The 23,160-nt window shown below is 49.3% G+C and carries 30 protein-coding genes; 24 read left to right on the top strand and 6 right to left on the bottom strand.

What is annotated here, in order from left to right; translation table 11 throughout:
* Positions 1 to 218 precede the first annotated feature (218 nt).
* From rplN to ACO0LC_RS27095, 22 genes are all read left to right on the top strand, one after another.
* The gene (gene rplN / locus ACO0LC_RS27200; protein ID WP_006464924.1) at positions 219 to 587 is read left to right on the top strand and encodes a 50S ribosomal protein L14; all 369 of its coding nucleotides are present in this window, start codon (positions 219 to 221) and stop codon (positions 585 to 587) included.
* A gap of 9 nt (positions 588 to 596) precedes the next feature.
* Positions 597 to 911: a 50S ribosomal protein L24 gene (rplX, locus tag ACO0LC_RS27195; RefSeq protein WP_110255921.1), complete on the top strand. Its 315-nt coding sequence runs from the start codon at positions 597 to 599 to the stop codon at positions 909 to 911.
* A gap of 4 nt (positions 912 to 915) precedes the next feature.
* Positions 916 to 1,455: a 50S ribosomal protein L5 gene (gene rplE, locus ACO0LC_RS27190; RefSeq protein ID WP_423009073.1), complete on the top strand. Its 540-nt coding sequence runs from the start codon at positions 916 to 918 to the stop codon at positions 1,453 to 1,455.
* Positions 1,456 to 1,462: 7 nt separating this feature from the next.
* Positions 1,463 to 1,768: a 30S ribosomal protein S14 gene (gene rpsN / locus ACO0LC_RS27185; protein ID WP_423009071.1), complete on the top strand. Its 306-nt coding sequence runs from the start codon at positions 1,463 to 1,465 to the stop codon at positions 1,766 to 1,768.
* Positions 1,769 to 1,782: 14 nt separating this feature from the next.
* Complete coding sequence (rpsH, locus tag ACO0LC_RS27180) at positions 1,783 to 2,178, top strand: 30S ribosomal protein S8 (protein ID WP_162039557.1); 396 nt, start codon at positions 1,783 to 1,785, stop codon at positions 2,176 to 2,178.
* A gap of 10 nt (positions 2,179 to 2,188) precedes the next feature.
* Positions 2,189 to 2,722 (top strand): 50S ribosomal protein L6, encoded by a 534-nt coding sequence (rplF, locus tag ACO0LC_RS27175; RefSeq protein ID WP_110255925.1) that lies wholly within the window; start codon positions 2,189 to 2,191, stop codon positions 2,720 to 2,722.
* Positions 2,723 to 2,734: 12 nt separating this feature from the next.
* On the top strand, positions 2,735 to 3,097 hold the full coding sequence (gene rplR / locus ACO0LC_RS27170; protein ID WP_110255926.1) for a 50S ribosomal protein L18: 363 nt from the start codon (positions 2,735 to 2,737) through the stop codon (positions 3,095 to 3,097).
* Positions 3,098 to 3,109: 12 nt separating this feature from the next.
* Positions 3,110 to 3,628, top strand: coding sequence for a 30S ribosomal protein S5 (gene rpsE, locus ACO0LC_RS27165; protein ID WP_423009068.1), 519 nt, complete (start codon positions 3,110 to 3,112; stop codon positions 3,626 to 3,628).
* A 10-nt stretch (positions 3,629 to 3,638) separates the two neighbouring features.
* Positions 3,639 to 3,818, top strand: a complete 180-nt coding sequence (gene rpmD / locus ACO0LC_RS27160; protein WP_110255928.1) for a 50S ribosomal protein L30 — start codon at positions 3,639 to 3,641, stop codon at positions 3,816 to 3,818.
* 28 nt (positions 3,819 to 3,846) lie between these two features.
* On the top strand, positions 3,847 to 4,278 hold the full coding sequence (gene rplO / locus ACO0LC_RS27155; RefSeq protein ID WP_110255929.1) for a 50S ribosomal protein L15: 432 nt from the start codon (positions 3,847 to 3,849) through the stop codon (positions 4,276 to 4,278).
* Between the two features lie 25 nt (positions 4,279 to 4,303).
* Positions 4,304 to 5,638, top strand: a complete 1,335-nt coding sequence (secY, locus tag ACO0LC_RS27150) for a preprotein translocase subunit SecY (protein ID WP_423009066.1) — start codon at positions 4,304 to 4,306, stop codon at positions 5,636 to 5,638.
* A 23-nt stretch (positions 5,639 to 5,661) separates the two neighbouring features.
* Positions 5,662 to 5,880 (top strand): translation initiation factor IF-1, encoded by a 219-nt coding sequence (gene infA, locus ACO0LC_RS27145; RefSeq protein WP_005663428.1) that lies wholly within the window; start codon positions 5,662 to 5,664, stop codon positions 5,878 to 5,880.
* A 33-nt stretch (positions 5,881 to 5,913) separates the two neighbouring features.
* Positions 5,914 to 6,027: a 50S ribosomal protein L36 gene (gene rpmJ / locus ACO0LC_RS27140; protein WP_014004415.1), complete on the top strand. Its 114-nt coding sequence runs from the start codon at positions 5,914 to 5,916 to the stop codon at positions 6,025 to 6,027.
* 27 nt (positions 6,028 to 6,054) lie between these two features.
* The gene (rpsM, locus tag ACO0LC_RS27135) at positions 6,055 to 6,420 is read left to right on the top strand and encodes a 30S ribosomal protein S13 (protein WP_186950499.1); all 366 of its coding nucleotides are present in this window, start codon (positions 6,055 to 6,057) and stop codon (positions 6,418 to 6,420) included.
* Between the two features lie 31 nt (positions 6,421 to 6,451).
* Entirely contained in the window at positions 6,452 to 6,856 is a 405-nt protein-coding gene (gene rpsK / locus ACO0LC_RS27130; RefSeq protein WP_110255932.1) for a 30S ribosomal protein S11, read from the top strand.
* 236 nt (positions 6,857 to 7,092) lie between these two features.
* The gene (rpsD, locus tag ACO0LC_RS27125; RefSeq protein WP_422989145.1) at positions 7,093 to 7,716 is read left to right on the top strand and encodes a 30S ribosomal protein S4; all 624 of its coding nucleotides are present in this window, start codon (positions 7,093 to 7,095) and stop codon (positions 7,714 to 7,716) included.
* Between the two features lie 104 nt (positions 7,717 to 7,820).
* Positions 7,821 to 8,798, top strand: a complete 978-nt coding sequence (locus ACO0LC_RS27120) for a DNA-directed RNA polymerase subunit alpha (RefSeq protein WP_110255934.1) — start codon at positions 7,821 to 7,823, stop codon at positions 8,796 to 8,798.
* Positions 8,799 to 8,923: 125 nt separating this feature from the next.
* A complete protein-coding gene (gene rplQ, locus ACO0LC_RS27115; RefSeq protein WP_423009064.1) occupies positions 8,924 to 9,319 on the top strand; it encodes a 50S ribosomal protein L17 in 396 nt (131 codons plus the stop codon).
* Between the two features lie 188 nt (positions 9,320 to 9,507).
* Complete coding sequence (cutA, locus tag ACO0LC_RS27110) at positions 9,508 to 9,837, top strand: divalent-cation tolerance protein CutA (RefSeq protein ID WP_423009062.1); 330 nt, start codon at positions 9,508 to 9,510, stop codon at positions 9,835 to 9,837.
* Complete coding sequence (dsbD, locus tag ACO0LC_RS27105; RefSeq protein ID WP_423009060.1) at positions 9,834 to 11,687, top strand: protein-disulfide reductase DsbD; 1,854 nt, start codon at positions 9,834 to 9,836, stop codon at positions 11,685 to 11,687. Before cutA ends, dsbD begins: the two co-directional genes overlap by 4 nt.
* A 111-nt stretch (positions 11,688 to 11,798) precedes the next feature.
* A complete protein-coding gene (locus ACO0LC_RS27100; protein WP_423009058.1) occupies positions 11,799 to 12,437 on the top strand; it encodes a peroxiredoxin in 639 nt (212 codons plus the stop codon).
* A gap of 467 nt (positions 12,438 to 12,904) precedes the next feature.
* The gene (locus tag ACO0LC_RS27095) at positions 12,905 to 13,276 is read left to right on the top strand and encodes a formylglycine-generating enzyme family protein (RefSeq protein ID WP_423009056.1); all 372 of its coding nucleotides are present in this window, start codon (positions 12,905 to 12,907) and stop codon (positions 13,274 to 13,276) included.
* 61 nt (positions 13,277 to 13,337) lie between these two features.
* Here the strand turns inward: ACO0LC_RS27095 and sbcB are convergent, their stop codons facing one another.
* The 6 genes from sbcB to yihA form a co-directional block, all read right to left on the bottom strand.
* Complete coding sequence (gene sbcB / locus ACO0LC_RS27090) at positions 13,338 to 14,774, bottom strand: exodeoxyribonuclease I (RefSeq protein ID WP_423009054.1); 1,437 nt, start codon at positions 14,772 to 14,774, stop codon at positions 13,338 to 13,340.
* A gap of 49 nt (positions 14,775 to 14,823) precedes the next feature.
* Entirely contained in the window at positions 14,824 to 15,918 is a 1,095-nt protein-coding gene (locus tag ACO0LC_RS27085; protein WP_423009052.1) for a magnesium transporter CorA family protein, read from the bottom strand.
* Complete coding sequence (locus ACO0LC_RS27080; RefSeq protein ID WP_423009050.1) at positions 15,899 to 17,149, bottom strand: sterol desaturase family protein; 1,251 nt, start codon at positions 17,147 to 17,149, stop codon at positions 15,899 to 15,901. The genes ACO0LC_RS27085 and ACO0LC_RS27080 overlap by 20 nt, the downstream gene beginning before the upstream one ends.
* A gap of 10 nt (positions 17,150 to 17,159) precedes the next feature.
* Positions 17,160 to 17,840, bottom strand: coding sequence for a lysoplasmalogenase (locus ACO0LC_RS27075; RefSeq protein ID WP_423009048.1), 681 nt, complete (start codon positions 17,838 to 17,840; stop codon positions 17,160 to 17,162).
* Positions 17,841 to 17,845: 5 nt separating this feature from the next.
* Entirely contained in the window at positions 17,846 to 18,871 is a 1,026-nt protein-coding gene (hemB, locus tag ACO0LC_RS27070; protein WP_423009046.1) for a porphobilinogen synthase, read from the bottom strand.
* Positions 18,872 to 19,058: 187 nt separating this feature from the next.
* Complete coding sequence (yihA, locus tag ACO0LC_RS27065; protein WP_423009044.1) at positions 19,059 to 19,820, bottom strand: ribosome biogenesis GTP-binding protein YihA/YsxC; 762 nt, start codon at positions 19,818 to 19,820, stop codon at positions 19,059 to 19,061.
* Positions 19,821 to 20,036: 216 nt separating this feature from the next.
* Between yihA and ACO0LC_RS27060 the strand changes: the two genes are divergently transcribed.
* Positions 20,037 to 20,735: a c-type cytochrome gene (locus ACO0LC_RS27060; RefSeq protein WP_423009042.1), complete on the top strand. Its 699-nt coding sequence runs from the start codon at positions 20,037 to 20,039 to the stop codon at positions 20,733 to 20,735.
* A gap of 246 nt (positions 20,736 to 20,981) precedes the next feature.
* Complete coding sequence (locus ACO0LC_RS27055) at positions 20,982 to 23,132, top strand: cytochrome c biogenesis protein ResB (RefSeq protein WP_423009040.1); 2,151 nt, start codon at positions 20,982 to 20,984, stop codon at positions 23,130 to 23,132.
* The last annotated feature ends 28 nt before the right edge of the window (positions 23,133 to 23,160 follow it).

Below are 23,160 nucleotides of genomic sequence, written 5' to 3'. Positions count from 1 at the left end.
TTAGTGTAATAATGATGGGCTGTCATTTGCAAAGTATGCGAGTGGCAGCCTAAATGTCTTTCATAACGCCCTCTTGTTGTGAAAGTGGTTAAAAAATCGTCCACCTAATCAGTTGGCTCGTGCATTGTGGGTTATGTAGGGGTTAGCTGGCGGGACCAAGACTGACTACAAATTTGCATTGTGCAAGTTGTGTGGATTAAGTTGGGAAAGAGAACATTATGATTCAAACAGAAAGCCGGCTGGAAGTGGCTGACAACACTGGTGCGCGCGAAGTTTTGTGCATCAAGGTGTTGGGCGGTTCCAAGCGTCGTTATGCGGGTATTGGTGACGTAATTAAAGTCACTGTTAAGTCTGCTGCTCCGCGCGGTCGTGTAAAAAAAGGTGAAATTTACAACGCCGTTGTCGTGAGGACAGCTAAGGGTGTTCGTCGTCAAGATGGCTCGTTGGTCAAATTTGATGGCAATGCTGCAGTATTGTTGAATGCAAAACTTGAGCCTATCGGTACTCGTATTTTCGGCCCAGTAACACGCGAATTGCGTACTGAGCGCTTTATGAAAATCGTGTCTTTGGCTCCAGAAGTGCTGTAAGGGGTCGTGATGAACAAAATTCGTAAAAACGACGAAGTCATCGTCTTGACGGGTAAAGACAAAGGTAAACGCGGTCAGGTGCAAGTTTGCATCGATAGCGATTACGTTGTTGTTGCAGGTATTAACGTTGCTAAAAAAGCTGTTAAGCCTAACCCAATGACTGGCGCAGTAGGTGGCATCGTGGATAAAGTGATGCCGATTCATGTGTCGAATGTTGCATTGTTTAATGCAGCGTCTGGCAAAGCAGACCGTGTAGGCTTCAAGGTAGTGGATGGCAAGAAAGTCCGTATCTACAAGTCGACTGGCGAAGTTGTGAAGGCATAACATCATGGCCCGTCTACAAGCAATATATAAAGATAAAATCGTTGGTGAACTGACTGAAAAGTACGCGTACAAATCAGTTATGGAAGTTCCACGTATCTTGAAAATCACCCTGAACATGGGTTTGTCTGAAGCAATTGCGGACAAAAAGATTATCGAGCATGCAGTTGGTGACCTCACCAAGATTGCTGGTCAAAAACCAGTAGTTACCAAAGCTCGCAAAGCGATCGCTGGTTTTAAAATCCGTGAAGGCTACCCAATTGGTTGTATGGTAACTTTGCGTGGCGCTCAGATGTATGAATTCCTGGACCGTTTCATTACCGTGGCTTTGCCGCGTGTACGTGACTTCCGTGGCGTTTCTGGTCGTGCGTTTGATGGTCGTGGTAACTACAATATCGGTGTCAAGGAACAGATCATTTTCCCTGAAATCGAATACGACAAGATCGACGCGTTGCGTGGTATGAATATCAGTATCACGACAACAGCAAAGACCGACGACGAAGCGAAATCGCTCCTCGCCGCATTTAAATTTCCGTTCAGAAACTGAGGTCGCCATGGCAAAACTGGCACTGATTAATCGTGAGCAAAAGCGTGCAGACCTGGTGAAGAAATTCGCTGGCAAACGCGCCGAATTGAAGGCCATCATTGATGACCAATCAAAGACTGAAGAAGAGCATTATCTTGCTCGTCTGAAGTTGCAGGCCTTGCCACGTAACTCCAATCCGACTCGTCAGCGTAACCGTTGCGCTTTGACAGGTCGCCCACGTGGCACATTCCGTAAATTCGGTTTGGGCCGTATTAAACTCCGTGAAGTCGCCATGCGTGGTGAAATCCCGGGTATGACTAAAGCCAGCTGGTAATAGGAGAATAAGCAATGAGTATGAGCGATCCTATCGCCGATATGCTGACCCGCATTCGTAACGCACAAGTTGTTCAAAAAACTGTCGTCGCGATGCCGTCTTCCAAAGTAAAGATCGCAATTGCGAACGTACTTAAAGACGAAGGTTACATTGAAGATTTCGCAGTTTCTGAAACTGCAGGTAAGTCCGAATTGAAAATCGGCTTGAAATATTACGCAGGACGTCCTGTGATTGAACGCTTGGAACGTGTATCACGTCCAGGTCTCCGTATTTACAAAGGTAAAGACGAGATCCCAAGTGTCATGAACGGTTTGGGAGTGGCGATCGTTTCCACACCAAAAGGCGTTATGACTGACCGCAAAGCGCGCGCAACCGGTGTCGGTGGCGAAGTGATTTGCTACGTCGCCTAAGGAGTGAAAGATGTCTCGAGTAGGTAAGATGCCAATCGCTTTGCCGGCAGGTGCTGAAGTCACCATTTCGACAGAGCAGATTACAATTAAAGGCCCACAGGGCGTGTTGTCTCAAGCCTTGAATGGCTTGGTGACAGTTGCGAACGACAATGGCACTTTGAGTTTTTCCCCAGCTAATGATGGTCGTGAAGCCAATGCGATGAGCGGTACCCTGCGTGCCCTGGTCAACAACATGGTTAACGGCGTCACTAAAGGTTTCGAAAAGAAACTGAATCTGGTCGGTGTTGGTTACAAAGCGCAAGCTCAAGGCGACAAATTGAATTTGTCTCTTGGTTTCTCGCACCCAGTTGTTCACGCAATGCCAGCAGGCGTTACATGCGCAACACCAACTCCAACTGAAATCCTGATCAAAGGGATTGATAAGCAAAAAGTTGGTCAGGTTGCTGCTGAAGTTCGTGCATACCGCAGTCCAGAGCCTTATAAAGGCAAAGGCGTTCGCTATGCGGACGAAGTGGTTGTGATTAAAGAAACCAAGAAGAAGTAATAGGGGTTGACGATGGACAAGAAACAATCACGTCTGCGCCGCGCACGTCAAACCCGTGCCAAGATCGCAGAACTCAAAGTGAACCGCCTGGCCGTGCATCGCACAAACCTGCACATCTATGCAAACATCATTGGCCCAGACGCCAAAGTGTTGGCATCTGCTTCTACAGTAGAAGCAGAAGTACGTGCAGAGTTGGCTGGCAAGTCTGGTGCAGGCGGCAACGCTGCTGCAGCGAGCTTGATCGGCAAACGTGTTGCAGAGAAGGCAATCAAAGCAGGGGTTACCGAAGTTGCGTTTGACCGCTCCGGTTTCCGTTACCACGGTCGCGTCAAGGCGCTTGCAGAAGCAGCCCGTGAAGCTGGCTTGAAGTTCTAAGGAAAATTTGTCATGGCAAAAATGCAAGCAAAAACAGCAGCCGACAAGCCGGATGATGGCATGCGCGAAAAAATGATCGCGATCAACCGCGTGACCAAAGTGGTCAAGGGTGGTCGTATCATGGGTTTCGCGGCGCTGACAGTCGTTGGTGACGGCGATGGCCGTATCGGTATGGGCAAAGGGAAATCGAAAGAAGTTCCAGTTGCTGTACAAAAAGCGATGGAAGAAGCACGTCGTAAGATGATCAAAGTGACTTTGAAGAACGGTACTCTGCAACACACCGTTACTGGCAAGCACGGCGCGTCTTCCGTCATGATTTCTCCAGCAAAAGAAGGTACTGGCGTTATCGCTGGTGGTCCAATGCGCGCAATTTTTGAAGTAATGGGTATTGTAAACGTCGTGGCGAAATCCAACGGCTCCACAAATCCATACAACATGGTTCGTGCAACTTTGAACGGTTTGGCCAAGATGAGTACTCCATCTGAAATCGCTGCAAAGCGTGGCAAAACTGTTGAAGAAATTCTCAGTTAAGGAGCACCTCATGTCTAAGACAGTAAAAGTGCAATTGGTTAAAGGTTTGATCGGCACACGCCAGGATCACCGTGCAACTGTACGTGGCCTGGGTCTGCGTCGTGTTAATTCAGTTTCCGAACTGGAAGACACACCATCCGTACGTGGCATGATCAATAAAGTCTCGTATCTTGTGAAGGTTGTATCGTAAGCCGTCAGGTTTGCGATCGGAGCAAATTATGGAATTGAATACAATCCAGCCAGCTGATGGCGCAAAACACTACAAACGTCGTGTTGGTCGCGGTATCGGTTCAGGCTTAGGTAAGACAGCGGGTCGCGGCCATAAAGGTCAAAAATCCCGTTCAGGCGGCTTTCATAAAGTCGGTTTTGAGGGCGGTCAGATGCCTTTGCAACGTCGTTTGCCAAAACGTGGTTTCAAATCACTGGCAACTCCGTACAAAGCAGAAGTTCGCCTGACAGATCTGGAAAACCTGCCAGTGACAGAGATCGACGTTTTGGCTTTGAAACAAGCCGGCGTAGTTTCTGAGCTCGCACGTGTAGTCCGTGTGATCTTGTCTGGTGCCATCACCAAGAAAGTTTCTTTGAACGGCTTGATCGTCACTAAAGGCGCTAAAGCTGCAATCGAAGCTGCTGGCGGCACTATCGCTTAATTTAAGCAGACAACCGGAGCATTAATTGGCAACATCTCCACAACAAAAAAGTGCGGCAAGCGGGTTCCCATGGGGTCGACTCTGGTTCTTGCTGGCGGCACTGGTTGTCTACAGGATTGGTGCACATGTTCCTGTACCAGGTATAGACGCCAAAGTACTGGAAGAAATGTTTAAACAAAACCAGGGTGGTTTACTGGGTATGTTTAATATGTTTTCCGGTGGTGCGATGCAAAGATTTACTGTATTCGCGCTCGGTATCATGCCGTATATTTCTGCGTCGATCATCATGCAATTGATGTCGATTGTCTCTCCGCAATTGGAAGCACTCAAAAAAGAGGGCGAATCCGGTCGTAGAAAGATTACGCAATTTACACGTTATGGCACTGTGGTTCTTGCCTTGATCGAAAGCTATTTTATTGCATTTGGTCTTGAGGGACAGGCTAATCTGGTACTTGATCCTGGCATGGCATTCCGTTTGACGACAGTGCTGTCGCTGGTGACCGGCACCATGTTCCTGATGTGGTTAGGTGAGCAAATCACTGAGCGCGGTCTGGGAAATGGTATTTCGATCATCATTTTTGCCGGTATTGCAGCAGGCTTGCCTGGTGGTTTGAGTAATTTGTTTGAACTGGTCCGTACTGGTCAAATGGGTAACTTTGCCGCACTGGTTATTTGTGTTGTAGTTCCTGCGGTAACGTTTGCGGTGGTGTTTGTCGAGCGTGGTCAACGCAAGATCCTGGTGAACTATGCGAAGCGTCAGGTTGGTAACAAAATTATGGGCGGTCAAAGCAGTCATTTGCCGCTGAAGTTGAATATGGCTGGTGTAATTCCTCCTATTTTTGCTTCTTCCATCATCTTGTTTCCAGCGACGATTACTAGCTGGTTTACCAAGGGTGCAGAGTCTTCAACAAGTGGGTTTATCACTTTCCTGAAGGACCTGGCAGCGTCGATGGCGCCTGGTGAACCTATACACGCTTTGTTGTATGCAATAGCGATCATTTTCTTCTGCTTCTTCTATACCGCTTTGGTATTCAATAGCAAAGAAACCGCTGATAACTTGAAGAAGAGCGGTGCTTTTGTTCCTGGGATACGTCCTGGCGACCAGACCGCACGCTATATCGACAAGATCTTGATGCGTTTGACGCTGGCAGGTGCGATTTACATTACGCTGGTTTGTCTGTTGCCAGAATTTTTGATTGCGAAGTGGAAAGTACCATTTTATTTCGGCGGAACGTCTCTGCTGATTATCGTGGTGGTGACCATGGACTTTATGGCGCAGGTACAGAACTATGTTATGTCCCAGCAATATGAATCGCTTCTTCGTAAAGCAAATTTCAAGGGCGGGATTCCTACTCGGTAATCGCCCAGGGGACAGCAGATCGAATGGCAAAAGACGACGTTATACAGATGCAGGGCGAGATTCTTGAGAATCTTCCGAATGCAACATTTCGAGTTAAGTTGGAAAACGGGCATGTTGTACTTGGCCATATTTCCGGGAAGATGCGAATGAACTATATTCGTATTCTTCCAGGTGATAAGGTGACAGTGGAATTGACGCCTTATGATTTGAGCCGGGCGCGAATAGTGTTCCGTACCAAGTAAATTTAAAATGAACTAGAAGGAAAGAGGGCAAAAATGAAAGTTCTCGCATCAGTTAAGCGGATCTGCCGCAACTGCAAAATCATCAAGCGCAAGGGTGTTGTTCGTGTTATATGCACAGAACCACGCCATAAGCAGCGCCAAGGTTAATTAACGTTATTGAACGAGGAATAACGAATGGCACGTATCGCAGGGGTTAATATCCCAAATCATCAGCATACCGTAATCGGCTTAACAGCTATCTATGGTATTGGCCGTCCACGCGCACAGAAAATCTGTGACGCAACAGGTGTTTTGACCAATAAAAAGGTTAAAGATCTGGATGACAACGAACTCGAGAAGCTTCGCGACGAAATCGGTAAATTTATCGTCGAAGGCGACTTGCGTCGTGAACTCTCCATGAACATCAAACGTTTGATGGACTTGGGTTGCTACCGTGGTCTCCGTCATCGTAAAGGCTTGCCTTGCCGTGGCCAACGTACACGCACAAATGCGCGTACTCGTAAGGGTCCACGTAAAGCAGCGCAATCTTTGAAGAAATAATCCAGGCTAGCCCGGATCCAAGGAAAACATTATGGCAAAAGCTCAAAATAACGCTGCAGCAGCACGTGCGCGTAAGAAAGTTAAAAAGAACGTTGCGGAAGGTATCGCTCACGTTCACGCTTCTTTCAACAACACCATCATCACGATCACTGATCGTCAAGGCAATGCGTTGTCTTGGGCAACTGCCGGTGGTGCTGGCTTCAAAGGCTCACGTAAGTCTACTCCGTTTGCAGCGCAGGTTGCAGCAGAGGCAGCTGGTAAAGTTGCGGTTGAATGTGGTATCAAAAATCTGGAAGTTCGTATCAAAGGCCCAGGCCCAGGTCGCGAATCTTCAGTACGCGCTTTGAACAATCTGGGTATCAAGATCTCCCTGATTCAAGACGTTACTCCAGTTCCACATAACGGCTGCCGCCCTCCAAAGCGTCGTCGTATCTAAGTTGCTTATTATTTAAGCGCCTTAGGCAAGCAGAATTATTCTCTGCTGGCATTCTTGCGGAATCTCCGTTAGAATGCAGACCCGCCATTTCGTTGGCGGGTTTTGTGTTGTGGAAATTTTAGGGTAGTAAAAAAATAATCAAAGGCATGACCTTTGTTGTTAAGACCACCGTCTGATTGCAGGCAGATCAGACTAGCGTAGTGAAGAAACACTGCGTCATTTACAAGGAAAACATCGTGGCACGTTATATCGGACCAAAAGCAAAACTTTCCCGTCGCGAAGGCACGGACCTGTTCTTGAAGAGCGCACGTCGCTCCCTGGACTCTAAATGCAAACTGGACGCAAAACCAGGTCAGCATGGTCGCACTTCTGGTGCTCGTACCTCTGACTACGGTAACCAATTGCGCGAAAAGCAAAAAGTTAAACGTATGTACGGCGTTTTGGAACGTCAGTTCCGCCGCTACTTCGCTGAAGCTGACCGTCAAAAAGGCAACACAGGCGAAACACTGTTGAAATTGCTGGAATCCCGTCTGGACAACGTCGCTTACCGTATGGGCTTCGGCTCCACACGCGCTGAAGCACGTCAGCTGGTGAGCCACAAAGCATTCACAGTCAACGGTATCGTTGTCAACATCGCTTCTTACCAAGTTAAATCTGGTGACGTGATCGCTGTTCGTGAAAAAGCGAAAAAACAAGTTCGTATCGCTGAAGCTCTGTCCCTGGCAGAACAATCCGGCATGCCTTCATGGGTAGCTGTTGATGCGAAAAAACTGGAAGGTACTTTCAAGTCCATGCCAGATCGTAGCGATATCGCTCACGATGTCAACGAATCCCTGATCGTTGAATTGTATTCTCGTTAATATTCAAGTTTCACCGCCTGCCTGTTTTACTACAGGCAGGCTTTTTTCTTTAATGCCGTCAGCCTTATCGGTGTAACGAGCCGAGGGTATTGAAAAGGACATTCATGCAAAACAATCTGTTAAAACCACGTATTATCGATGTGGAAATGTTGGGTGCCGGTCACGCTAAAGTCGTGATGGAACCGTTTGAACGTGGCTATGGCCACACACTGGGCAACGCTTTGCGTCGCGTATTGTTGTCCACTATGGTTGGTTATGCACCGACTGAAGTTGTGATCGCTGGTGTAGTTCATGAATACTCTTCCCTCGATGGCGTGCAAGAAGACGTCGTTGACATCCTGTTGAACTTGAAAGGCGTAGTCTTCAAGTTGCATAACCGTGATGAAGTCACGCTGACATTGAAAAAAGATGGCGAAGGCGCTGTATTGGCTTCCGACATCGATCTGCCGCATGACGTAGAACTGATCAACCCAGATCACGTTATCGCCAATCTGACAGCCGGCGGTAAGCTGGACATGCAGATCAAGGTAGAAAAAGGCCGTGGCTATGTGCCAGGTAACGTTCGTCGTCTGTCTGAAGATGCGAACAAAACCATCGGTCGTATGATTTTGGATGCGTCTTTCTCTCCAGTACGCCGTGTTTCCTATGCTGTGGAATCTGCTCGCGTTGAACAACGTACTGACTTGGATAAACTGGTCATCAATATTGAGACCAATGGCGTTATCTCCCCTGAGGAAGCAATCCGTCAATCCGCCCGCGTGCTGGTTGATCAATTGAATGTCTTCGCTGCCCTGGAAGGTACTGAAGCCGCTGCTGAAGCTCCATCCCGCGCACCTGCAGTTGATCCTGTTCTGTTGCGTCCAGTCGATGATCTGGAACTGACAGTACGTTCAGCCAACTGCCTGAAAGCAGAAAACATTTACTACATTGGTGATCTGATCCAGCGTAGCGAAAATGAACTGTTGAAGACACCAAATCTGGGTCGTAAGTCCTTGAACGAAATCAAGGAAGTTTTGGCTTCCCGTGGTTTGTCTTTGGGCATGAAACTGGAAAACTGGCCACCAGCTGGCTTGGAAAAATAATTTTGTCCCAACGAGTGGGCTGAGACAGCCTGCTCGTTTTTTAACTGTAGTAAAAATAATTACCGGCCCGCGATAAGCTTGCTTATCGATAGAAGAGCTGGCATTTAAATCTGAAAGGAAATACCATGCGTCATCGTCACGGCTTACGTAAGCTGAATCGTACTTCTTCCCACCGTCTGGCAATGCTGCGCAACATGACAGTATCCCTGTTGCGTCACGAAGCCATCAAAACAACTTTGCCAAAAGCCAAAGAACTGCGCCGCGTTATCGAGCCGATTCTGACTTTGGGTAAAACAGACACACTGGCTAACAAGCGTCTGGCTTTCTCCCGTTTGCGCGATCGCGAAATGGTAGTCAAGCTGTTTGCTGAACTGGGCCCACGTTACGCAAATCGTAACGGCGGCTACCTGCGTATCCTGAAAATGGGTTTCCGCGTTGGCGACAATGCTCCTATGGCATATGTTGAACTGCTGGACCGCCCAGAAGGCGTAGATGTAGCTGATGCTCCAGTTGCTGAGTAATTAGCAAATTTGAGCTTCATGCTCAATACTGCTTAAGACTAAAAAAAGCCGTTCAGTGTAAGCTGAGCGGCTTTTTGCTTATGGGAATTTATTCTTCTATATGTTGTAATACTCTTGTCTTACATCCGACCAAATATCATGCAAGTATTCCCTTGTCACTCGGCGCAGCCAGCTAATATGGAAGAACAATGGATAATGACAACCTGATCCTGGTATTGACTAATTTGCCAAACCACGAGGCCGCCAAAAAATTGGCCTGCCAGATCATTGCCGAAAAATTAGCTGCCTGCGTGAACATTTCTGCTGATATATTGTCCATCTACAACTGGGATGGTGAGCAACAGGTAGATACTGAAGTGCAATTAATGATCAAGACCCGACAAGCATGCTATACCGGACTGGAATCACTGATACTAAGCCAGCATTCCTATGATTTACCCGAAATAATAGCCATCCCCCTGGTGGCCGGATTACCGGCTTATCAGGACTGGGTAAGAAAAGAAACCGAAACGCCATGAATACCTCAACGCCGCTGTTTTTTGCACCCATGCCAGCCAAGCCACAGAACTTCCGGATGTCGCAGCTATGGCGCTTGTGTGCCGTGCTGTTTGCCCTATTCTTCGGGACTTTATTGACCCCTTTTGCTAGCGCAGAAGACTTCCTCGACCCTGAAGAGGCATTCAAGGTATCTGCCAAAATGGTAGAGCCAGGCATGGCAGAAGTGACTTTTACGATAGCAGATGGTTACTACCTGTATCGCGAACGTTTCAAATTCAGCTCCGACGATGCCAAACTGGGTGAAATCGATATGCCCAAGGGTAAGGTCAAGTTTGATGAAACCTTCCAGAAAGAGGTCGAGACTTATCGCCATTCACTGGTCGTGCGCATACCTGTACAGGCTGCCGCAGACTTTACGCTGAAGATAGGGCGTCAGGGATGTGCCGACGGTGGCCTGTGTTACCCACCGCTTGAGACGCCGGTTAAATTACAGATAGCTGGTGCGAGCGGAACAGGCACACCAGCGCTAACAAATGTTAGCGGCAACTCAGTGAGCGGTACTGGCACTGAAGCCAGCAGTAAAGTAACGGAAACTGGCCGCGATGAAGAAACCAGCAGCATCAGTGCTGCTTTGAAGAGTGGCAGATTAGTCCTGATCCTGCCATTGTTTCTGCTGCTTGGTCTGGGCTTGTCGTTTACTCCATGCGTACTACCCATGGTCCCTATCCTGTCCTTTATTATCGTTGGCGAGGGTGCGGGCATTAAGCGCAGCCGCGGCTTCTTACTCTCACTGTGCTATGCATTGGGTATGGCGCTGGTGTACACCGCGCTTGGTATCGCTGCCGGCCTGGTGGGGGAAGGTTTGTCTGCTACCTTGCAGAACCCTTGGGTACTTGGCGCATTTGCCTTGCTGATGGTGATACTTTCGTTATCCATGTTTAATGTTTATCAATTGCAGGTACCTGCTGCCTTGCAAACGAAGTTGACTGTGGCATCAGAGGGGCAGCGTAACGGTAAACTTATTGGCGTGTTTGCTATGGGTGCTATTTCTGCTCTGATTGTTGGTCCTTGCGTTGCCGCACCGTTGGCTGGTGCATTGGTCTATATCAGCCAGACCCGCGACGTCGTTGTCGGTGGCTCAGCCTTGTTTGCCATGGCGATGGGCATGAGTGTGCCCTTGCTACTGGTGGGTATTTCGGCTGGCAGCCTGTTGCCACGTGCTGGCATGTGGATGGAAAGTATCAAACGCTTTTTTGGCGTCTTGATGTTGGCCATGGCCTTGTGGATGATCAGTCCCGTGATCCCGGTCTGGTCACAAATGCTGGGTTGGGCTATCTTGCTGATTGTCTATGCCAGCTATCAATTATTTTTTCAACGCATAGGCATGGTTGCCAAAGCAGCATCGGTCATATTTTTCCTGCTTGGTGCGGTACAACTGGTCGGTGTCGCCACTGGTGGCCGTGACGTATTTTCTCCCATCGCTCACCTGTATGGCGGCCAGACCCATGCGGTAAGTTTTACCCGCGTACGCAGCATCGCCGAACTTGATGCGGCACTGGCACAATCCAAGGGCAAGACCGCCATGCTGGATTTTTATGCCGACTGGTGTGTCTCTTGCAAGGAAATGGAAAAACTGACCTTCCCTGAAGCCAAGGTCAAAGCCAGGCTGGACAATATGCTCTTGCTGCAAGTGGATGTCACCGCCAACAACGCCGACGACAAAGCCTTGCTGAAACGCTTTGGCCTGTTTGGCCCTCCAGGCATTATTTTCTTTGATGCCCAGGGTAAGGAAATCCCAGGTCAGCGTGTCATCGGTTATCAGAATGCAGATAAATTCCTGCTGTCACTGACACGTGCCGAGACTAAGTGAAGCTTGTTTATTGTATATGTAAAGAAAGTATAAGCTTGCATTAAAACTATCCTTGAGTAAGCATGATAGAGAGGCTATATTCGAAGCCTTGTGTCTTTTTGGAGAAAAAATATGACTTTACGTTTAGGTGACATCGCCCCTGATTTTGAGCAGGATTCTTCTATTGGGCCTTTGAAATTTCATGAGTGGGCAGGCAATTCCTGGGTAGTCTTGTTCTCCCATCCAGCTGACTTCACGCCTGTCTGCACGACAGAACTGGGCCTGACTGCAAAGCTCAAGCCAGAATTTGACAAGCGCAATGTAAAAGCAATCGCTCTGTCAGTAGATGGTGCAGAATCCCATTTGCAATGGATCAAGGATATTGAAGACACACAAAAAACTGTCGTCGGTTTCCCTATCGTCGCTGATGCTGACAAGAAAGTTGCTGCACTGTACGACATGATCCACCCTAACCAGTCCGAGACTGTCACGGTGCGTTCCTTGTTCGTCATTGACCCAAATAAAAAAGTCCGCCTCATCATCACTTATCCGCTGACCACAGGCCGCAATTTTGATGAAGTCTTGCGTGTCATTGATGCCCTTCAATTGACTGATGGTTATACTGTCGCGACACCAGGTAACTGGCGTGATGGTGATGACGTCATCATTCCTTTGTCTATCAAGGATGAAGATGTGATCAAGCAAAAATACCCTAAAGGGTATACTGCAGCTCGCCCTTATCTGCGTGTCACACCGCAGCCAAATAAGTAAGTAACTCTGCACTTCGGTTTCCAGCAAGGCTGGTAGCGCAAGCTACCAGCCTTTTTGTTTGTGTGCATGTATGCTGACTCCTTCACCGCAGGCTAACATTTGCATAGCGAACTAAGTGCCATCTGCCAGGTCTATGCATTGCATTTACCCATATCGTCGATGGCAATGCTATCCTGCTAAACAAGTCCCGGCCCCAGTGGCTGTGGACACTTATCTTCCCTGATTACGGTATGTTCGCCCCCCTGAGTTTTTACACGGCTATCCTAGGTCTGTTTTTGTCCTTCCCCCTGTTTACCTTGGCGCGCAAACGGTCAGCCAATTTTTGGCTGACTTGTTTTGTCTTTTAGTTTGCTTGGTTGGCCTTGGGCGATGCCTACCTGCTTAGTCCTTACGCCATCAGATATCCAGGCGGGATTGCTGTTTTCCATTGGGCAGTGGCGGGTTTGGGAGCGGCATATTACTGCTACGTGCGCAGCCTGACCGACGATTACTGGGGCAATGACCTGGCTACCAGGCATACTAATGCGGGCCTGACTTGGGGCAAGCCCAGCATTAGTGGTGATGACAAATGGCTCAGTTATGCACCAGTGGGGCAATTTCCTCCTAATCTCTGGGGCTTGCATGACATGCATGGCAATGTTTGGGAATGGATAATGGACTGTTACCACGATACCTATGTAGATGCACCTGCCGATGGCTCTGCCTGGATGACAGGTGACTGTACGATGCATGTGCAGCTGGGTAATTCTTTCCATAACGGACCTACCCCAGTGTCCAATCGTAGTGCTTCAGCAGGAAAAAATCCTACGGTAGGATTTCGCATTGCTGAAGATTGCTGAACTATTTTTTCAAAAAAACAATAGCCCGGCTAAGCGGGCTATTGTTTATGGCTTCCCGACCTCAACGTATGGGAATGATGTGCTCGGCATAATCATATAAAGCACCGAGGACTTCTTCTTCGTTTTCATTGGCATTTTCTGATAATTCATCTATGCGTTCAAAAAACTGGGTGACAGTAAGTGCATTACCTTTGCCGTCATGTAGGCGTGCGGCCCTGTGTTCTTCCCAATTTTCTTGTTCTTCCATGCTCAGGCTGTGATGGAAATTGCGGGCGCGGTAGCGGAACAATAATTCAGCCAGGCGCGGGTCCTGGAAGCTGGTACTGGCCTTGGCAAGTTGCGTGCCATTCATACGGCGCAAATCATTCAGCAGGCGGCGGTCACCGGCGCCGACAAAGCCGCCGTATAAGTCTTCGTCGACATCGCTGGCTGCTGTCTCTGGACGTGCATACACTTCTTCCCATATCGCCTTGGCTGAATCAGGCAGGGCAGCAGCTTTTTCGACGTGTTGCTGTACCAGGGTCATATCTATCTTCCAGCGCCCAGCCATGGGCGCTGACAGTGTTTTCAGATTGCCGATGACGATGGGCGATTTGTTGATGTGTATGCTTTTTACCGGCAAGCGCTGTACACCTTCTGGCAGTGCATCGCTCTTGCTGAACATGCGCAGCTGTATGGCCTCTGCATCCAGTCCGGCAAGCTCCGACGGGTCATGGGACAGGTCCCAGGCGATGACTTCATTCTTGTTCTTGGGATGCATGGCGAGTGGCCACATGACGGCCAGGCAACCACGCTCTACCGGGAACATGCCGGATACATGCAGGAAGGGTTTATCCAGCACAGGCATGCCTATTTCCGCTGCAACCTTGTCTTTCTTGTGCAGGGCAAAGCAAAAGTCAAACAGCTTGGGCTGGCGTTCGCGTATCAGACGGGCCAGGGCTATCGTGGCACGCACGTCGGACAAGGCATCATGTGCAGCTTCATGGGCTATGCCATTGGCCTTGGTCAGATGTTCAAGGCGAAAGCTGGGCTTGCCTTCATCATTGACAGGCCAGTTGATCCCCTCAGGGCGCAGCGCATAACAGGTACGCACCATGTCCATGATGTCCCAGCGCCCACAATTGTTTTGCCATTCGCGCGCATACGGGTCAATGAGGTTGCGCCAGAACATGAAGCGGGTAATTTCATCATCGAAACGTATGGTGTTATAGCCCACACCTATGGTGCCGGTTTTGCCCAGTTCCTGTTCTATCTTTGCTGCAAATTCATGCTCAGGTATGCCGCGTTCCAGACAGGTTTGTGGCGTGATATGGGTAATCAGGCAAGACTGCGGATCAGGCAAGAAATCATTGGCGGGCTGGCAGTACAGCATGACCGGTTTGCCGATTTCATTGAGCTCGGCATCCGTGCGGATGGCAGCAAATTGTGCAGGCCGGTCGCGGCGGGCAACAGCGCCAAAGGTTTCGTAGTCATGCCAGAGAAAGGTATGTTCTTGCATCGGTATTTAAATGTAATTGTATGTTCTGAACGTTTAAAAACTTTGTAGCTTACTCTATCCTGCGGCTGGCCTGGTCTTGCAAATAACGCTGGCTGCGGAAATAAATCAGCAAGAGCACGACGATGACACCCATCGCACCCATGGTGTACCAAAAGCCGGATGCATGCTTGAGCAGGGGCATCACTTCAAAGTTCATGCCAAAGATGCCTGTGATTAATGTCAGTGGCATGAACAGGGCGGTGATGACAGTCAGGGTGCGCATGATTTCACTGGTCCTGTGCGCCATTGCTGCAAAGTGGATTTGCACTGCTGATTCCAGCGATGCCTCAAGCCTGCGCGCGTGATTCAATACGCGGCTGATATGTTCCATCACATCATTGGTACGCACCAGTAATAAATCCTTGGCACGGCTATTACCATCATGGGTATCGACGATGTGGTCGCGCAACTCCTGCATGGCATCGCGCTGTTCTTCACACAGGTTGTCAAGCTTGCGCAATTCCACGCGAGAATCGAGCAAGGCCAGCCAGTTATTGAAAGGACGGCGTGGGTCGAGCAAGGCGTGTTGCCAGCGGTCCAGTTGCTGGGTCAGGGGCTGGCGCAATTCCAGATATTGATCCACCATGGCATTCAATAGTCGCAACATCAGTTCTTCTGGCGATGCTGGCAGGCGGCTGCCGTGGGTGTTATTTTCTGCCCTTGATTTATAATCCAGCAGGCGCTGGCGTGCCAGTTCCACAGTGCGGCTCTGTGTTGGGCGCACGGTGATCAGCACATTTTGCATGAGCAAAAAAGAGACTGGTGTGGTCGCCAGTTTATTCAGTGCTGCTGGTATCTTGCGTTTCACACCGTTCTTGTTGTCCGCATTCGCTTCTGTCAGTGTCAGTTTGCGAAATACCACCAATTCATATTCTTCAGTGGAATCGAAGTAGGATGGGTGAGTGAGATTAGTCACATCCTTGAGATGCAATTCGTAAATTTGCGTACCTGTGATGGCTTCGACACGGTTGCGCCAGGCTTCCGGGTCTGCTGCAACTTCATCATGGCTGGCATCCAGCCATAAAAAACCGCCGGTATTGAGCAGGGCTACAGCCTGGTCAGGATTTTGCAGTGCCTGCGTATCGTTAATGTGGAAGATGTCCATGCGTCTTTTGTCGAGTGAAAATAAGCCAGAGTCCACCCAGTGAAATCAGGCATGTGGCAGTCAGCAATGCCTGTGCCGGTGTGGACGGGGTAAAGGAATAGAACCAGCTGGCAGTGAAGAGGTTCATCATTAAGATACACAGTATACGCACAGTCTCAGGCAACAGATAAATACGGCCTCTTTCCATCAGGCCGCCTATGCACCACAAACCCATCACCAGCCAGCTGACATAAACGGTGGCATTCAATGCAGTGATGGATTTATACACGATCAGGAAGTGCGTTGCCGCTTGCAACAACAAGATGAACTGCACGATGCAATACCAGGTCGTAGCCTTGCTCATGACCGGGTCATAAATGGGCCTGTGCAAATCAAATGCTGTTACTGCAGATAGTGCCACTACATCGGTTGGTCGCCAGCCTGGCGGGCGCAACCATATCTGTAATTTATCCAGCCAGTTTTTCGTGTTCCATGCATCACGCCAGACTTGTTCATACACTTCCAGATTGGCCCATAAGGGGTTCCAGCTACGCAAGGGCTTGCGCGTGCCGTAGACGATATCCACATGATCCAGTTCTTCGATAAAAGTGCCAAACAACCTGTCCCAGATGATGAGGATGCCGCCAAAATTCTTGTCCAGATACATATCGTTGACAGCATGATGGACGCGGTGATTGGACGGGGAAACAAACACGCGGTCAAACCAGCCCAGCTTGCCTATCTGCTCAGTATGCACCCAGAATTGATAAAGCAAATCGATGAGTGCCACTGCAATAAATACATCGAGCGGAAAGCCTATCAGCGCCATGGGCAAATAAAATATCCAGCCAAACAAAGGCCCGGTACTGGTTTGCCGCAAAGCTGTGCTCAGGTTGTATTGCTCGCTTTGATGATGTACTACATGAGCCGCCCATAGCAGATTGGTTTGATGCCCCATCCTGTGCAGCCAGTAATATAAAAAATCATATAGCAACAGGGCCGCTACCCATACCCATATGCTATTTGATGGCAGGCTGAACAGCGAAAAATGACTGAGAACCAGGGCATACATGCCTATCGAAAACAGCTTGGAGAATGCTCCTATGATCTGGCTCATGACACCCAAGGAAAGACTGTTGAGCGAATCATTCATGCGGTACAAATGACGCTGGCGTTTGCGCGCCACGATAAACTCAAGAGCGATCAGGATGAAAAATACCGGGCTGGCAAAGGTAATGATTTTTTCATGCATGATCTTGGCCTTATTCAGTAGGGGATGACGTGACCGAAGCTGCAATCAGCCACAGCGCCAGATAATAGCTGCTGAGGATGAGTAAAGGTGAATGTGCAATAGGCGTGTAAAAACGGTTATAGGCCAGCAGGGTATCTGACAGCATGAAGCACATGCCACCAATCAATGCCAGGCGGCCAGACATGCTGTGTAATTGCAGGCCGCGGCTGATGGCTTGTGCTGTCACACACAGCAGCAGGCAGACGTAGGCAACAACAGGGATTTGCATAGCTGTTGGCAAACCTGGCCACAGTATTGCCAGGTTGATGATGCCAAGCGCAGCAATGCCAGCAAAAGCCAGCGGTTTTCCGGCGAAGTGGCTATCTGTGAGCAGGGCGCGCAAGAAGCAGATGTGAGCCAGCAAAAAGCTCAGCAGGCCGCATAAAAATCCATGGCGAAATACTGTGCCCGGTAACATCAGAAAGATGTCACCAATCAACGAGCAGACTATGCCTGCCAGTATAGCTTTTTGGTACTTACTGCTAATGGCAGGTTTGCTGCGCCAGGCAAAAAAGAAGATGGCGAGCGTCGTCAGCGGTTTGAAAATATAGTGCAGATATTGCGCACTGCCTATCTCTTTCCCCCATTCTGCACCAGCAATTGCCAGCGCAGCAAAAATGAAGATGAAGACAGCGCGCAACATGTCAGGCATGGCAATCAGCCGGTATGTTTCAGCAGGCGCGCCACATCACGGGCGAAATAAGTCAGAACGCCATCAGCACCGGCACGCTTGAATGCCAGCATGGATTCCATCATGGCCTTGTTATAATCGAGCCAGCCGTTTTGTGCTGCCGCCTTGATCATTGCATATTCGCCACTGACCTGATAGGCAAAGGTTGGCACCTTGAATTCATCTTTGACCCTGCGCACAATATCCAGATAAGGCATGCCGGGTTTGACCATGACCATGTCAGCACCTTCTGCCAGGTCCAGCGCCACTTCACGCAAGGCTTCATCGCTGTTCGCCGGGTCCATTTGATAACTGGCTTTATCACTCTTACCCAGGTTGGTGGCAGAACCCACGGCTTCGCGGAAAGGACCATAAAAGGCAGAAGCATATTTGGCTGAGTAAGCCATGATGCGGGTGTGGATGAAATTGTTCGCTTCCAGTGCATGGCGGATCGCGCCTATGCGGCCATCCATCATATCGCTGGGGGCGACGATATCGACACCGGCTTCCGCCTGCACCAGAGCCTGCCGCACCAGTATGGCCGTGGTTTCGTCATTGAGCACATAACCGTCAGCATTGATTACGCCATCCTGGCCGTGACTGGTATAAGGGTCTAGCGCAACATCAGTCAGTATGCCCAGTTCAGGAAAGCGGCTTTTCAGCTCACGCACGGCGCGCGGTATCAGGCCTTTGGGGTTGGTGGCTTCTATGCCATCTGGCGTTTTTAAATGCGGGTTGATGGCAGGGAATAAAGCGAGTACCGGTATGCCCAGAGCGACGCAATCTTCTGCCACGCCCATGAGTAAATCTATCGTTACTCTTTCCACGCCAGGCATGGATGAAACTTTTTCACTTTGATTGACACCGTCGATGACAAACACGGGGTAGATCAGGTCAGCAGCAGTGACCATGTTTTCACGCATCAGTGCACGGGAAAATGCATCTTTACGCATGCGACGCATACGTATGGCAGGGAAATGGGCAGAGGGATGAGATGGTTTTATGGTTGACATAGTCAGATGAAAATCAATGAAAAGAATTTTATGCAGGTTAATGAAACTTTTTTTAAGTTGCAACATCTTAATGCACAGGTTGGATCAACTCCACGCCTACCGCTTCTCCTCCCTGAGCGGGCACCGTTCGTCCCTATTCGTAACGGTGTTATTACCCCGGCAAAAAACACATTTTGCCGGGGTTTTTTTATTCTGCGTCAGCAGGCTTGTTGGCCTGGTTTTCTGCAGCTTCATCCACTGTGTCGGCGTCTGCATCGGTTGCAACGGCAGTATCGACGACAGGATCGCGGTCGAGACCAACCAGGCGTTGCACTGCAGCATCAGCTTCTTCTATGCCTATGCGTTTCAGGGCAGAGAATAATTGCAGGCTGAAGGGGAAGAGTGGTCCCTCATCATCCACGTAACTGTCCAACACCGCCTTGGCCTTGCGCAAAGCATCAGTACATTCGCTGCGATTGAGTTTGTCAGCCTTGGTTAATATGCAATGGATGGGGCGGCCAGTTGGTGCAAACCATTCCAGCATTTGTATATCCAGGTCAGTAAACGGGCGGCGGGCGTCCATGATCAGGACCAGGGCCGCCAGTTGCGTGCGTCTTTGTACATAGGCACCGAGTAACTGGTTCCAGTGTTGTTTGGCTGCACCTGGTACTTCAGCGTAGCCATAGCCTGGCAAATCGACTAACAGGGCGCGGATTTCATCGACCCTGGTTTCATCCTTGCGGTGTTGCCCTACATGGGCACCACCAATTGAAAAATAATTAATATGTTGAGTACGCCCCGGTGTTTTAGAGGCAAAACAGAGTTTTTTCTGATTGCACAGGGTATTGATTGCGGTCGATTTGCCAGCGTTGGAGCGGCCAGCGAAAGCAATTTCCGGCACGTGGGTGCGCGGGAGATCGCGCAGATGATTCACCGTAGTGAAGAAGCGGGCTTGCCAGAGGATAGACATAGAGGAAAGGAATAATGGAAAAATGCAACATAAGGCAGTAAAAACGCCTGAAAGCTATTGTACAATAAGGGGTTAGGTATTGGGCAGCGATTAAAACCATGTTCGCTTACCTGTTTTGACCGTATCTTGATGCCGAAAAGCTCTTTTTACAGATCAAATTGCTTCAATGCGTCGCCAATAGGGCAGATTTCCATTATTTAGTCTCAGGGTGTTTGAATGAACAGTGCTTTTTTATCGTTGTCCAAATCCATCAGCGTCGCAATCCTGACGGTGTCTTCTTTTGCCTCCCTGGCCTATGCTAACGAAGAAGCCAAACCAGCCAAAGCAGACCCAGTCAAAGGTGAAGCACTGTACACCAATGGTGATGCAGCACGCGGCATTGCTGCCTGTGTATCCTGCCATGGCGCATCCGGTAATTCCACGATCAGCGCTAACCCCAAATTGTCTGCCCAGCATGATGCCTACCTTGTCAAGCAATTGACGGATTTCACTGGCGATACACGAAAAAATGCCATCATGACAGCGTTTGCCAAGGCCATGACTGCGGATGACATGAAAAATGTTGCGGCATACCTCTCTACCCAAAAATCCAAACCAGGCACAGCGAAAAATAAAGAGATCGTTGAGCTGGGCAAACAAATCTATCGCGGTGGTATTGCTGAGAAAAATGTTCCAGCCTGCGCAGGCTGTCATAGTCCTAACGGTGCTGGCTTGCCGGCACAATTCCCGCGTATTGCTGGTCAGCATCAGGATTACACCATTGCTCAATTGACTGGCTTCCAGAATGGTTCTCGTAAAGATGGGGCAAAAATCACTGGCGCCCGTCAAAACAGTGCACAGATGATGAGCATCGCCAAGAAAATGTCTGAAGATGAAATGCGTGCCGTTGCAGACTATATCGCTGGCTTGAAATAATAAAAAAGTATAAGTAGTGAAGGAGGGGGTGGCAATAGCCATCCCCTTTTTTCTTGATGGATGCTGCTGCAAAGCAGTTTGATTAAGCGTCATGGTCTGTTTCAGCTATTTTTGGGTAGAGCGTGTACTATTCGTTGCGCATGGATGTTGATGTAAAACACTTCTGGACAGAGATGTTTCCTCTAACATCTGACACATTTATTTTGCGCAAGACTCATAAGTAATCATCAGCAATAAGCAGAGAGTATGGAAAACAAGATAGAAGGCGATCAGCCTGCAGATACTGGTGGCATACAGCTAGAAACCCGGCGCGCCTGGTTGGCAGACGGGGTGGAGTTGCTGTCTTCCATGCGCTTTGCCATCAGTTTATTGACACTGATAGCGATTGCCTCGGTCATAGGTACGGTGCTCAAGCAAAATGAGCCCATGCCCAGTTATGTCAATCAGTTTGGCCCTTTCTGGTTTGAGATTTTCAATAAGCTGGGCTTGTATGCCGTGTATTCTGCCTGGTGGTTCTTGCTCATCATGACTTTCCTGGTGATCTCTACCTCGCTATGCGTGATACGCAATGCGCCCAAGATGATCAAGGATATGCGCAGCTGGCGTGATAATGTGCGCGAGCAATCCTTGCGCAATTTTCATCATCGCTCAGAATGGCGTAGTGCAAATGCCAGGGCCAAGGTCACAGAGCAAATCCTGGCTCACCTTGTGCGCGTAGGTTATCGTTTCAAGCTCGTGGAAAAACCAGGCGCGACCCTGATTGCTGCCAAGCAAGGTGCGGCCAACAAATGGGGTTATATTTTTGCCCATAGTGCCATCGTCATCATCTGCATAGGCGGCTTGCTGGATTCAGAATTGCCTATACGCTTCCAGCAATGGTTCATGGGTAAAGTGCCGTATGAGGGGGCTGGCCTGATTTCCAGGATACCTGCGCAACATCGCCTTTCACTGGCGAACCCTACTTTCCGTGGCAATACCATGATACCTGAGGGGGCCAGTAGCAGTACCGCCATCCTGCCTCAAGCAAATGGGGTATTGATACAAGACCTGCCTTTCACCATCAAGCTGAAAAAATTCACCATCGATTTTTACTCCACCGGCATGCCCAAGCTGTTTGCCAGTGATGTGGAAGTGACTGATCATGAAACCGGCAAGGCCTTTTCTTCTGTCATCAAGGTCAATGAGCCTTTGATATACAAGGGTGTTGCCATTTATCAGTCAAGTTTCGAGGATGGTGGCAGTCGTTTGCAGGTCAAGGCTTATCCCATGCAGGGGCCGGATATCAGTACCCTGGCCATGAATGGGGAAGTGGGCGGCAGCACCGCCTTAAAGCCAGGAAATGGCAATGACTTCACGATAGAGTGGTCGGGTTTTCGTCCTTTTAATGTGGAAAACATGGCCCGCAATGGCAGCGATGTCAGGGCCGTTAATCCCGATCAAAGCTTGAATGAAAAGTTGACGGAAGACCTGGGCAAGCATCTGGGTTCGGCGGCAAAAAATGCGAATAATAAAGACTTTAAAAATGTAGGTCCCAGCCTGCAATACAAGTTGCGTGATAAAACCGGTCAGGCCAGAGAATTCCATAACTACATGCAACCCGTTCTGATTGACGGCGACTACATGATACTGGCAGGCACGCGCGACTCGCCCAACGATGCTTTCCGTTATCTGCGCATACCGGCAGATGATGAGGATAGCATCAAGGATTGGATGCGTTTGCGTGCCGCAGTGCAAAATCCTGAATTACGTGCCATGGCAGTAAGCCGCTTTGCCGAGCATGCTGTCCAGCGTAACCAGGGGGGGAGTACGCAAAAACAAGGTCTGTGGGAAACCTCAGCCAGAATCAGTCTGGATGCTTTTGCCGGAGATGAAAAAATATCTGGTTTGCCGGCAATTTCCCAAAAGCTGGAAAAAGTCCCTGCAGCAGAACAAGCCAAGGTCGCCGAAGGTTTGATCAAGGTATTGAATGGCAGTATGTGGGAACTGTGGATGATCGCCAGGGAAAAAGAGGGCTTGCCCCTCTATGAACTTGATGAAAAGCATGCGCGCTTCTTGCAATTGGCGATAGGCGCGATTTCTGATTCTGCCTTCTATGGTGCACCTGTGTATTTGCAGCTCACTGGTTTTGAAGAGGTCAAGGCCACGGTCTTGCAAGTGACCCGTTCACCGGGCAAGAATGTGGTGTATCTGGGATGCCTGCTCCTGGTATTGGGCGTGTTTTCCATGTTCTATATACGTGAGCGCCGCCTGTGGATATGGATCAGGGATGATGGCACAGGAGCACATGCACTCATGGCTCTGAGTTCGCAGAGAAAGACACTGGATTTTGAAAAAGAATTCGAACAATTGAAGATGCATTTGCGCCAATTGACTGGTCAGGCAGGGCAGGAGAAATAAGCAGAGCAGCTGATTGAGAGGCAGGCAA

Source organism: Undibacterium sp. JH2W, assembly GCF_049340425.1.
Lineage (GTDB): Bacteria > Pseudomonadota > Gammaproteobacteria > Burkholderiales > Burkholderiaceae_D > Undibacterium.
This window is presented reverse-complemented; position numbering and strand designations above follow the sequence as displayed.

Coding starts and splice junctions, on each gene's coding strand:
- ACO0LC_RS27100 (WP_423009058.1), top strand. CDS start 11,799: ATGACTTTACGTTTAGGTGACATCGCCCCTGATTTTGAGCAGGATTCT.
- rpsN (WP_423009071.1), top strand. CDS start 1,463: ATGGCAAAACTGGCACTGATTAATCGTGAGCAAAAGCGTGCAGACCTG.
- hemB (WP_423009046.1), bottom strand. CDS start 18,871: ATGTCAACCATAAAACCATCTCATCCCTCTGCCCATTTCCCTGCCATA.
- ACO0LC_RS27085 (WP_423009052.1), bottom strand. CDS start 15,918: ATGGACATCTTCCACATTAACGATACGCAGGCACTGCAAAATCCTGAC.
- ACO0LC_RS27080 (WP_423009050.1), bottom strand. CDS start 17,149: ATGCATGAAAAAATCATTACCTTTGCCAGCCCGGTATTTTTCATCCTG.
- cutA (WP_423009062.1), top strand. CDS start 9,508: ATGGATAATGACAACCTGATCCTGGTATTGACTAATTTGCCAAACCAC.
- rplX (WP_110255921.1), top strand. CDS start 597: ATGAACAAAATTCGTAAAAACGACGAAGTCATCGTCTTGACGGGTAAA.
- rplO (WP_110255929.1), top strand. CDS start 3,847: ATGGAATTGAATACAATCCAGCCAGCTGATGGCGCAAAACACTACAAA.
- sbcB (WP_423009054.1), bottom strand. CDS start 14,774: ATGCAAGAACATACCTTTCTCTGGCATGACTACGAAACCTTTGGCGCT.
- ACO0LC_RS27075 (WP_423009048.1), bottom strand. CDS start 17,840: ATGCCTGACATGTTGCGCGCTGTCTTCATCTTCATTTTTGCTGCGCTG.
- rplQ (WP_423009064.1), top strand. CDS start 8,924: ATGCGTCATCGTCACGGCTTACGTAAGCTGAATCGTACTTCTTCCCAC.
- rplE (WP_423009073.1), top strand. CDS start 916: ATGGCCCGTCTACAAGCAATATATAAAGATAAAATCGTTGGTGAACTG.
- ACO0LC_RS27060 (WP_423009042.1), top strand. CDS start 20,037: ATGAACAGTGCTTTTTTATCGTTGTCCAAATCCATCAGCGTCGCAATC.
- yihA (WP_423009044.1), bottom strand. CDS start 19,820: ATGTCTATCCTCTGGCAAGCCCGCTTCTTCACTACGGTGAATCATCTG.
- rplF (WP_110255925.1), top strand. CDS start 2,189: ATGTCTCGAGTAGGTAAGATGCCAATCGCTTTGCCGGCAGGTGCTGAA.
- rpsE (WP_423009068.1), top strand. CDS start 3,110: ATGGCAAAAATGCAAGCAAAAACAGCAGCCGACAAGCCGGATGATGGC.
- rpmD (WP_110255928.1), top strand. CDS start 3,639: ATGTCTAAGACAGTAAAAGTGCAATTGGTTAAAGGTTTGATCGGCACA.
- rpsM (WP_186950499.1), top strand. CDS start 6,055: ATGGCACGTATCGCAGGGGTTAATATCCCAAATCATCAGCATACCGTA.
- infA (WP_005663428.1), top strand. CDS start 5,662: ATGGCAAAAGACGACGTTATACAGATGCAGGGCGAGATTCTTGAGAAT.
- ACO0LC_RS27120 (WP_110255934.1), top strand. CDS start 7,821: ATGCAAAACAATCTGTTAAAACCACGTATTATCGATGTGGAAATGTTG.
- rplN (WP_006464924.1), top strand. CDS start 219: ATGATTCAAACAGAAAGCCGGCTGGAAGTGGCTGACAACACTGGTGCG.
- rpmJ (WP_014004415.1), top strand. CDS start 5,914: ATGAAAGTTCTCGCATCAGTTAAGCGGATCTGCCGCAACTGCAAAATC.
- rpsK (WP_110255932.1), top strand. CDS start 6,452: ATGGCAAAAGCTCAAAATAACGCTGCAGCAGCACGTGCGCGTAAGAAA.
- ACO0LC_RS27055 (WP_423009040.1), top strand. CDS start 20,982: ATGGAAAACAAGATAGAAGGCGATCAGCCTGCAGATACTGGTGGCATA.
- rpsH (WP_162039557.1), top strand. CDS start 1,783: ATGAGTATGAGCGATCCTATCGCCGATATGCTGACCCGCATTCGTAAC.
- dsbD (WP_423009060.1), top strand. CDS start 9,834: ATGAATACCTCAACGCCGCTGTTTTTTGCACCCATGCCAGCCAAGCCA.
- rplR (WP_110255926.1), top strand. CDS start 2,735: ATGGACAAGAAACAATCACGTCTGCGCCGCGCACGTCAAACCCGTGCC.